The 8,327-nt window shown below is 49.6% G+C and carries 4 protein-coding genes; 3 read left to right on the forward strand and 1 reads right to left on the reverse strand.

Annotated elements, in window-relative coordinates:
* Positions 1 to 156 precede the first annotated feature (156 nt).
* Positions 157 to 477 carry a hypothetical protein gene (locus tag ACCI49_RS22495; RefSeq protein WP_371841477.1) on the reverse strand — a complete coding sequence of 107 codons (321 nt, stop codon included), beginning with the start codon at positions 475 to 477 and terminating at the stop codon, positions 157 to 159.
* 1,111 nt (positions 478 to 1,588) lie between these two features.
* Between ACCI49_RS22495 and ACCI49_RS22500 the strand changes: the two genes are divergently transcribed.
* Genes ACCI49_RS22500 through ACCI49_RS22510 form a run of 3 tightly spaced genes read left to right on the forward strand, consistent with a single transcriptional unit; the run spans position 1,589 to position 7,645 of the window.
* Positions 1,589 to 2,779, forward strand: coding sequence for an HlyD family secretion protein (locus tag ACCI49_RS22500; protein ID WP_371841478.1), 1,191 nt, complete (start codon positions 1,589 to 1,591; stop codon positions 2,777 to 2,779).
* Complete coding sequence (locus ACCI49_RS22505) at positions 2,776 to 5,520, forward strand: ATP-binding cassette domain-containing protein (protein ID WP_371841479.1); 2,745 nt, start codon at positions 2,776 to 2,778, stop codon at positions 5,518 to 5,520. Before ACCI49_RS22500 ends, ACCI49_RS22505 begins: the two co-directional genes overlap by 4 nt.
* Positions 5,510 to 7,645 carry an ATP-binding cassette domain-containing protein gene (locus ACCI49_RS22510; RefSeq protein WP_371841480.1) on the forward strand — a complete coding sequence of 712 codons (2,136 nt, stop codon included), beginning with the start codon at positions 5,510 to 5,512 and terminating at the stop codon, positions 7,643 to 7,645. The genes ACCI49_RS22505 and ACCI49_RS22510 overlap by 11 nt, the downstream gene beginning before the upstream one ends.
* Positions 7,646 to 8,327: the final 682 nt, after the last annotated feature.

An 8,327-nucleotide genomic window follows, 5' to 3' on the forward strand; every position in this document is an offset into this window, starting at 1 on the left:
CAATCCCGGTTGGATTTGCGCTGATAGTGTAAAGCGGGATAACTCTCGGTCAGTCTTCTAAGAAGACTGGCTCAATAGCCCCCTTTTAGGGGGCCGAGGGCAATTCCGCATTCTAAGAATGCGGATTTTTACTTTATTGCTTTTCACCTGAAAAGGCTAATTCGTTCCTGACACCAAGTCTTCGTCAAACAATAAAATCCTTACCCGGATAGGCTCGTCTATCTGAAAAATTCTCCTTGCAGTTTCATCCAGTCGAATGGCGAGTTTCTGTAGGGCTTGATGGGTGCGTGCGGGTTTTTGGCAGCATACTATTTCAATGTAGCAACCTGAAGGTTCTACATAATTTGATTCAACTACAGCTGTTACTGCATGCTCGCCTTTTGCCTCAAGACCCTCAATAATAATCTCATTGAATATAGCCGGAACAGAATCTGGAACCAGTTTTGAGGATTCTATAAAGATCTTACAGCTGGGCATTGGCGACTTCCAGAAGTGGTGATATCGGATGGGTGCTCAAAGTTGGCACCAATTTGTGTGAGCTTTTGAGCTGGGCAACCTGTTTCCAGATTTATCTCCTATATTGATGCTCAGGGAGATAATCTCAGCCTGATTACATTGTAGCTGCTAGTCTGGGATGCTGCTTTTTGGGAACTCTTTTCTGTAGAAAGAAGGGAAAGTGTATACTGGGGAGATCAGATGTAGCACTTTTGAAAATAAGCTTGGTTATATGGCCAGCAGAAATCTGCTGCAAATGTCTGTGTCGGTAATCTTAGCACTATGACCAGTCACTTGGCTCTGGTAGCTGTAGCTGTAGCTGTGGCTGTAGTTGGTAGTGGAGTCCATTTGGGATTGTGGCTGGATCCAATTAGAGTGGTTTTCTTTAAGTGCTCAAACTTTGTTGGCTCTATCAGTTTCCAGTGACGGTAATGTCGCAAAGCCAGGCTAAATAGACTGATTATCTATAGTTACTCCCAATCAATAATGCTGACTACTAAAAAGGCGGAAGGAAAGAATACACTGCGCTCGGGACCGTATGAGGTATGGATGCCGATTACGAGCTTGCAGGGATGTATTCACAGCGAGTCTCGAGTGCGGTGTATTCTTTCCTTCTAACCCAGTAGTATGTAATGACTAGTACAGGCTTCCATGGAAAAGGCTGTGAATTTATATTCTATTTCCCCTTAAAAATTGCGGTTTCATCAAATTTATCATCCTGAAGTTTCCGCGAGACGGTGCTGACGGATACCCAATAAGCAATTTATAGGAGTGCTTTTCTGGAAGTTAATCTACTTCCAAAGTTTTTCTTTGTGAGTGGGGTGAGCTCAATTTATTTTCAGGCTGCTGTAGGGGTAGATACATCGAATTATTATTCCTAATAAAGTCACTTTTTTACATTGTAATCTAGATTTTTGACCGTCAAAGCAAGAGTGACTGTTAAGAGTTGTGCTAGTAGTTGAGTTTGACTATCTGGTATGAGGGAATTAGATTTGGCTCCGCGCTATGACCATATATAGCCAAAAGCTATATGTATAACAGCATGAACCATAAATACCACAAGCCTTAACTGGTACAGATTGGGTGAATCGCATTGCCAACACCTTTCTTACACACTACACGCTCTATTTCCGCTGATAATTTTCATTCCTTGGCACTGGTGACAGTATTCGGTATATCACTGATGGTGACTTGGGCTGCTTGGTTTTTTACCAAAGATATTACTGCATACAGTGTCAGTGATCAGGCCAAGCTTGAGCAGGAGCAAAATACTATCCATGTGAGCACCCAGAGAACAGGAAGGGTGGTTGCTATTCAGGCCTCGCTAGGCGACGTCCTCAATAGGGGGGACAAGTTGGTACGACTCGATACAGCGTCGTTTGACCTGGACTTGGATGGCGATAGCAAGATTTCGCAAAGCCTTGAAATACAGCTTGATGCAATAGAGAGAGAACAAGACTTACTTAATAAGAAATTTGCGAAAGATGATAAGGCTCTTATGGGGCAACTCAAACTTCTACGTCAGCAATATCAGCTCCAAGAAAGCAATCAGCAGATTCAGGCTGATGTGGCTGATCGCTATGAACGGTTGCTAAAAAAGCAACAGAGTTCGGAGTTAGATTATCTAGCGGCAAAACGTACTTATCAGCAGATGGCGATGGCAACTCTTGCAGCAGAAGCTGAAATAGAAGCAGCTGAAGGCCGTCGCGAGCAAATTGCTAATGAATATCAATTGGCTCTCAGTGAATTGCAGCAACGTAGAGCTGAGATTCAAAGTAAGCATGCTGAGGTGAATACTCGTATACAGCAGGGTAATCTGGCCGTGGATGAGCAGCAGTTAAGAGCTCCAATTTCCGGCAAACTGGCTTCTTTTGCGGATTTTCGTGAGGGGGAGGTTTTGGTAGCCGGTCAGCATGTTGCGACAATACAGGCAAAGGGCAATATCAGTGTTCAGGCTTTTTTTCCTCCTGCGCTGGCGCTTGGACATATTCGCGAAGGGCAAAGCGCGCAAGTCAAGTTGGATGGTTTTTCCTGGGCGCGCTATGGGCAGCTACATGCTCGTGTAGAGAGGGTTGCTAGCGCGGTGCAGAGAGATCGAATCTTAGTTGAACTGTCCCTTCAGGGCGAAGTACCTCCACTTTTACCTTTATTACATGATCTGCCTGCACGGGTGGAGGTTGCTACTGGTTCAAAAACCCCCTATCAGCTGTTGTTACAAAGGGTGGGGAGTATGCTCACAGGGGAACCCGATGGTGGACTAAATAACTCGGAAATTCTGCCGTGAAGCAAAAAACTCGCTGGTTAGTACCAGAGGTTGTGCAGACTTCCAATATGGACTGTGGGCCTGCGTCCCTAAAGTGCCTGCTGGAGGGGTTTGGAGTCAATGTCCATTATGGACATCTGCGCGATGCTTGCCAGACAGACGTGGATGGCACTTCTATTAATACGCTGGAAAAAATTGCTGTTGAATTGGGACTTGATGCGGCGCAAATGGTGGTGCCAAAAGATCATTTGTTAATGGATATTCCCGGCTACTTACCAGGATTGGTGGTCGTCCGTCTGCCAAATGGCAATACTCATTTCGTTGTTGCTTGGCGCAACCATGGTGGCGTTGTCCAAGTAATGGACCCGGCTAGCGGCCGACGTTGGCCCAGTGCACGCCGTTTTCTCGAGGAGTTGCACATCCATACCATGCGTGTTCCTCCACAAGGGTGGCGCAGCTGGGCGGGAGGTGATGACTTTGTTAAGCCTCTCTGTGAGAGAATGCTGCGGCTAAAAATTTCCGATTCCCTCTGTTCAGAGTTTTGCCAGTTTGCACTGGAGCCTGGTGATTGGCTTTCTCTGGCATTTCTCGATGCGTCTGTGCGCATGATGACAGCCTTGGTCTCGTCTGGAGCATTACGCCGTGGGCGCGAGGTTAGTGGGGTGTTGCAAAAGTTAATGTGGGAATTTGCTCAGGATTCGACCTGTGCTTTTGCCCTTGTGCCCGAGAATTATTGGTGTGTTCGCCCACAAGGTCCGCCAGGTATTAAGATCATGGAGGCTGTGGATTCAGCTCCAGAGCAACTGGAATTCAGTGGCGCGGTAATTGTGAGTGTTAAAGGTGTTCGAGAAGCTGCCGAAGTAAAGCCAAGCTCTGAGAACTTGTCCAGAGCATTAAAGGAACCCCCAGTGCGCCCACTACAAGAGTTGTGGGGAATGTTGCGTGATGATGGTTTGCTTGCCCCCACCCTAGTGTTCCTTGCGATGCTCGCAGCTGTATTTGGCCTAATGGCGGAGGCTTTACTGTTTCGAGGGTTGATCGATATCCATAGTGAGCTAGCTACCGGAGTGCAGCGAATAAGTACAATGGCGCTATTGCTGGGTTTTATGTTGACTGTATTTTTCGTGCAGTATCCCGTAGCCAAAGTTCAGCTGATGCTTGGGCGGCATCTGGAAAATCGATTTCGTATACGCTTTCTCGCCGCTCTGCCACAGATCCCTGATCATTTTTTTCAGAGTCGCCCCACCTCAGATACGGCTGAGCGTAGTCATCGCATTACCGCTTTACGCGAGCTACCGATACTGGGTGGCGGACTCCTTTTTAAAGCGCTCTCACTGCTTGCTACAGCTGCTGGGATTATCTGGATCGCCCCGGCACTTGCCCCGCTGGTGATACTGATGGCTGTTATGCAGATACTAGTCCCGCTGGTGTTTCAGCCTCTCCTTAACGACCACAATATGCGTGTACAGACCCATGCCGGCGCTTTGGCGCGCTTCTATATGGATGCACTATTGGGTATTGTGCCGATCCGATCCCATGGCGCCGCTGAGTCAGTCCGTAGGGAGCATGAGAGCCTACTTTCCGAGTGGGTCAGGTCCAGTTATGTTTCTTTACGTTTGCAGCTTAATAGCCAAGCGGTGCAACTGATAGTAAACAGCCTGCTTGCCTGCACACTGGTGGCTTATTGCATTCATTTTCAAAGGGCGAGTCCAGACTTGTTGCTTATGATTTATTGGGTATTAGCTCTCCCACCATTGGGTGAGGATATCGCCGTATTGATTCGGCAGTATCCGCGGCAGCGTAATACCTTGCTGCGGGCGCTTGAGCCTCTGCAAGCAGTCAGGGATAAAGAGGAGCAGGGTTCGGTTGATGACGGGGAGGATTTTTGCCCGCAGCAGCCAGCCCATCTTTGTTTTGAAAATGTCAGTGTCAATGCCAGTGGCCGCACCATTCTTGACGGTATCAACCTGAATATTGCTCCCGGAGAACATGTCGCAATTGTCGGCCCATCTGGAGCGGGCAAGTCCAGCCTTGCCGGGCTTTTATTGGGCTGGCATAAGCCTGCCAGCGGACGTCTGCTATTGAATGGTGCTGAACTGAAGGGGGAGCTTCAGGCCCGCTTTCGCCTGCACTGTGCCTGGGTAGACCCCGCCATTCAATTGTGGAACAGCAGTCTGCTCGACAACCTGCATTACGGTAACAACCCCAATAAATCTCTGTTTCCAACTCTTGAACAGGCGGACCTGATTAAACTGGTAGCCTCTCTGCCCGATGGTTTACAAAGCGCTCTTGGTGAGGGCGGTGCGCTTGTCAGTGGCGGTGAGGGCCAGCGTGTGCGCCTGGGGCGCGCCCTAGGTCGGGAACACCCCTATTGTGCCATCCTGGATGAGCCTTTCCGTGGCCTCGACCGCGAGCAGCGCCAGCGCCTTCTCGGACGTGTGCGAGAAACCTGGAAAGACACCACATTAATCTGCATTACTCACGATATTGCCGAGACGCAGAACTTCTCCCGGGTGCTGGTGGTGGAAGATGGCCACATAGTTGAAGACGGAGCACCAGTAGAATTGGGCACTCGAGGGGATTCCCGTTATGCCCAGCTACTGGCTGCTGAGCAAGGATTGTGGCAGGGCTGCTGGCAAAGTGCAGACTGGCGCCACTTGCATATGAACGCAGGATATTTGACAGAAAGCGGGAAGCAAGCGGAAGCCTCAGTAGCGAGGCAAGGGGCCAAGGAGTGCACGGAGGTGATCGGTGAGTACTGAGGGCTCAGCGAATAACCTGCGCGCCCAGTGCTGGCCCGTAACCCAGTTGGAATCTGCCCTACAAACGCTAGCTCGGCACTGTGGCCTGAAACCGGCAATATCCGGCTGCTCTGCCTTTGAGGCTGGGACTGATGCGGACAGCCGTCTACAAGCAAGTGCGGAAGCCCTGGATATACAAATTGAACGAGTTAGTTGCAGTTACGGTGAGTTGAGCCAGATGTTACTGCAAGCCGCCCCAGCCTTGGTACGTCTGCGCTTCGATGATGAAGAGTATTTTGTTGCCTTGTGTGGCGGTAATCGACGTCAATTACATTTACTTACCCCGGCGTTGCAATTGGTTGAGGTCTGCCCACGGCAGGTGATAGCTCAGCTTAGCCACAAACAGGAAACCCCCCAACGAGAACGTATTAGCCGCTTGCTTGACAGCGCCAATATTCAGGGGCGGCGGCGCGAACGCGCCACAGAAGCATTACTGAAAGAAAATCTTGTAGGACTGCAACTTGACGAGTGCTGGTTGCTGCGCCAGCCGGCACACCGATCCTTTTGGCAGCAATTACGTTTACGTGGCCAGCATTGGCAATTTACGGGCATGCTCGCCTGCCACACCGTGCAAATGGCCTTGTTTATGGCTAGTTGGTGGGTGATCGGTCGCGCGGTGCTCAGTGGCTATATTGATACCGGCTGGCTCACAGCCTGGGTGCTGTTGGTGGCCACCCAGATACCATTGTCACTGCTTACCGCGCATTTACGCGGCTCTGTATCGGTGGAGGTCGGGACATTGCTGAAACAGCGTTTGCTTGCCAGTGCCCTGCGTATCGATCCCGGGCGTGTGCGTCATATGGGCACGGGGCAAGTGCTGGGGAGGGTTTACGATGCGGAAAATATCGAAGCCAGTGCTCTACAGGGAGGCTTTCTCTTATTGCTTGGCATGGTTGAGTGGCTGATGGCGGCTTTAGTGCTAATGCTTGGTGCTGGAGGTCCGGCGCATTTGCTGGTAGTGCCCCTGTTTTTACTGATAGCGATTTTTCTGGGCAGGGCTCAGTACCATTGTCGTCGCCGCTGGACTGCCCAGCGTTTGTCTATGACAGATCGTCTGATAGAAAAAATGCTCGGACATCGCACCCGCCTTATTCAGCAAGCTCAGGCTAATTGGCACCGGGGTGAGGATCGGGAACTGAGCGAATATCTGCAGAGTTCCACAGAGATGGATAATTCTACAGTACGTATGATAGCGCTCTTACCGCGAATTTGGTTGTTACTTGGCGCGGTGGGGCTGGTTCCGGCTTTTGTCGGCGGAGATGTCAGTAGCGCGCAATTGGCAGTAGCCTTCGGGGGGATACTGCTCGGTTATCGAGCGGTACTCAAGTGCATGAATGGCTTTACCAATGCCTTGAGCGCCTTGGTGGCCTGGGAGAAAGTACGCGAACTTTTTGCCTTGGAGGCGCCGCAAGGAGTTGCCCTGGCCAGTGCCACACGCGTTAGCGGTGCGGATGATGATGGACACACTGTCGGGCAACCGGTGTGTTATTTACGCGATTTGTATTTTAGCTACCCCAATAATGAAAAACCGGCTCTGTCGAACTGCAATTTGAGTATTTACCCTGGTGATCGCCTGTTACTACAAGGGGCCTCCGGCTCAGGGAAATCCACATTAGTCAATATAATTACCGGCTTCCAGGAGCCGAGTGATGGACTGTTATTAATTAATGGGTACGATCGAACTAGTATCGGGCAGGATCAGTGGCGTAAATTAGTCGCTACTGCACCTCAGTTTTATGAAAACCATGTGCTTGGGGACTCTTTTCTGTTTAACCTATTGATGGGTGATGAATGGCCACCGAGAAAGGGGAGCTTACGAAAGGCCTACACTATTTGTGATGAGCTGGGTCTGACCCCATTAATACAAAAAATGCCTGCGGGCATGTTGCAGACAGTTGGGGAGATGGGATGGCGATTATCACATGGTGAGATGAGCCGTTTGTTTATTGCTCGTGCGCTTTTACAAAACGCCGAACTGGTAGTATTGGATGAAAGCTTTGCTGCGCTGGACCCGGAGAATCTTCGTATGGCTGTGGCTTGTGTACAGAAACACGCAAATACTCTGTTAGTGATTGCACATCCTTAGTGAGGGAGCAGTAGGGGATTTTTGGATAAGGGAAGGGTTGGTTTTTTAATATCCAAAACATTTGTGCTTTCGGTTTTTCTTAAGCAATAGGAGTGGGATTGGCGCCAGTGTTTATCCTGGGTGATATAGACTGGGTCGGAAGAAAAGAATACACTGCACTGGAGACGCGCTGTGAATACATCCCTGTAAGCTCTTAATCGGCAACCATGCCTCATACGGTCCCGAGCGCAGTGTATTCTTTCCTTCCCCCTTTTTAGTACATAGCGCCTACCTATTTGGTGTATGCACTAGCGGGCCTGTTACTTGGTTTTCGTACTGTACTCAAGTGGATGAACGGTGTTCAACTTTTTGAGTGTCCTAGTGATCTGGAGGAGGGTACGTGAATCCTGTGTCCTGGAGGCACTGCAAAGGCGCGCCTTAATCGGCGCGGCAGGCGCAAATATTAATGGTGGGATGCAATCTAAGCATTTATGCTGGTGATTGTGTGTTACTGCGCAGGAGAGTCTGGTTCGAGAAAGCCCCGCTCTGGTCAATATCATTTATGAAATTCAGAAGTAGGATTGTTGATTGGTTTTAGTCAATGGGTAGAGGATGTTCAAAACTCTGTGTCAGCCAAATGGCCTCATAAGCTGATGTATTTTTCCAAGCGATCTGGAAAGTGGATCGTCAGTTGTGACAGTGT

The sequence above is a fragment of the Microbulbifer epialgicus genome, assembly GCF_041447265.1.
In the GTDB taxonomy this organism is placed as follows: domain Bacteria; phylum Pseudomonadota; class Gammaproteobacteria; order Pseudomonadales; family Cellvibrionaceae; genus Microbulbifer; species Microbulbifer epialgicus.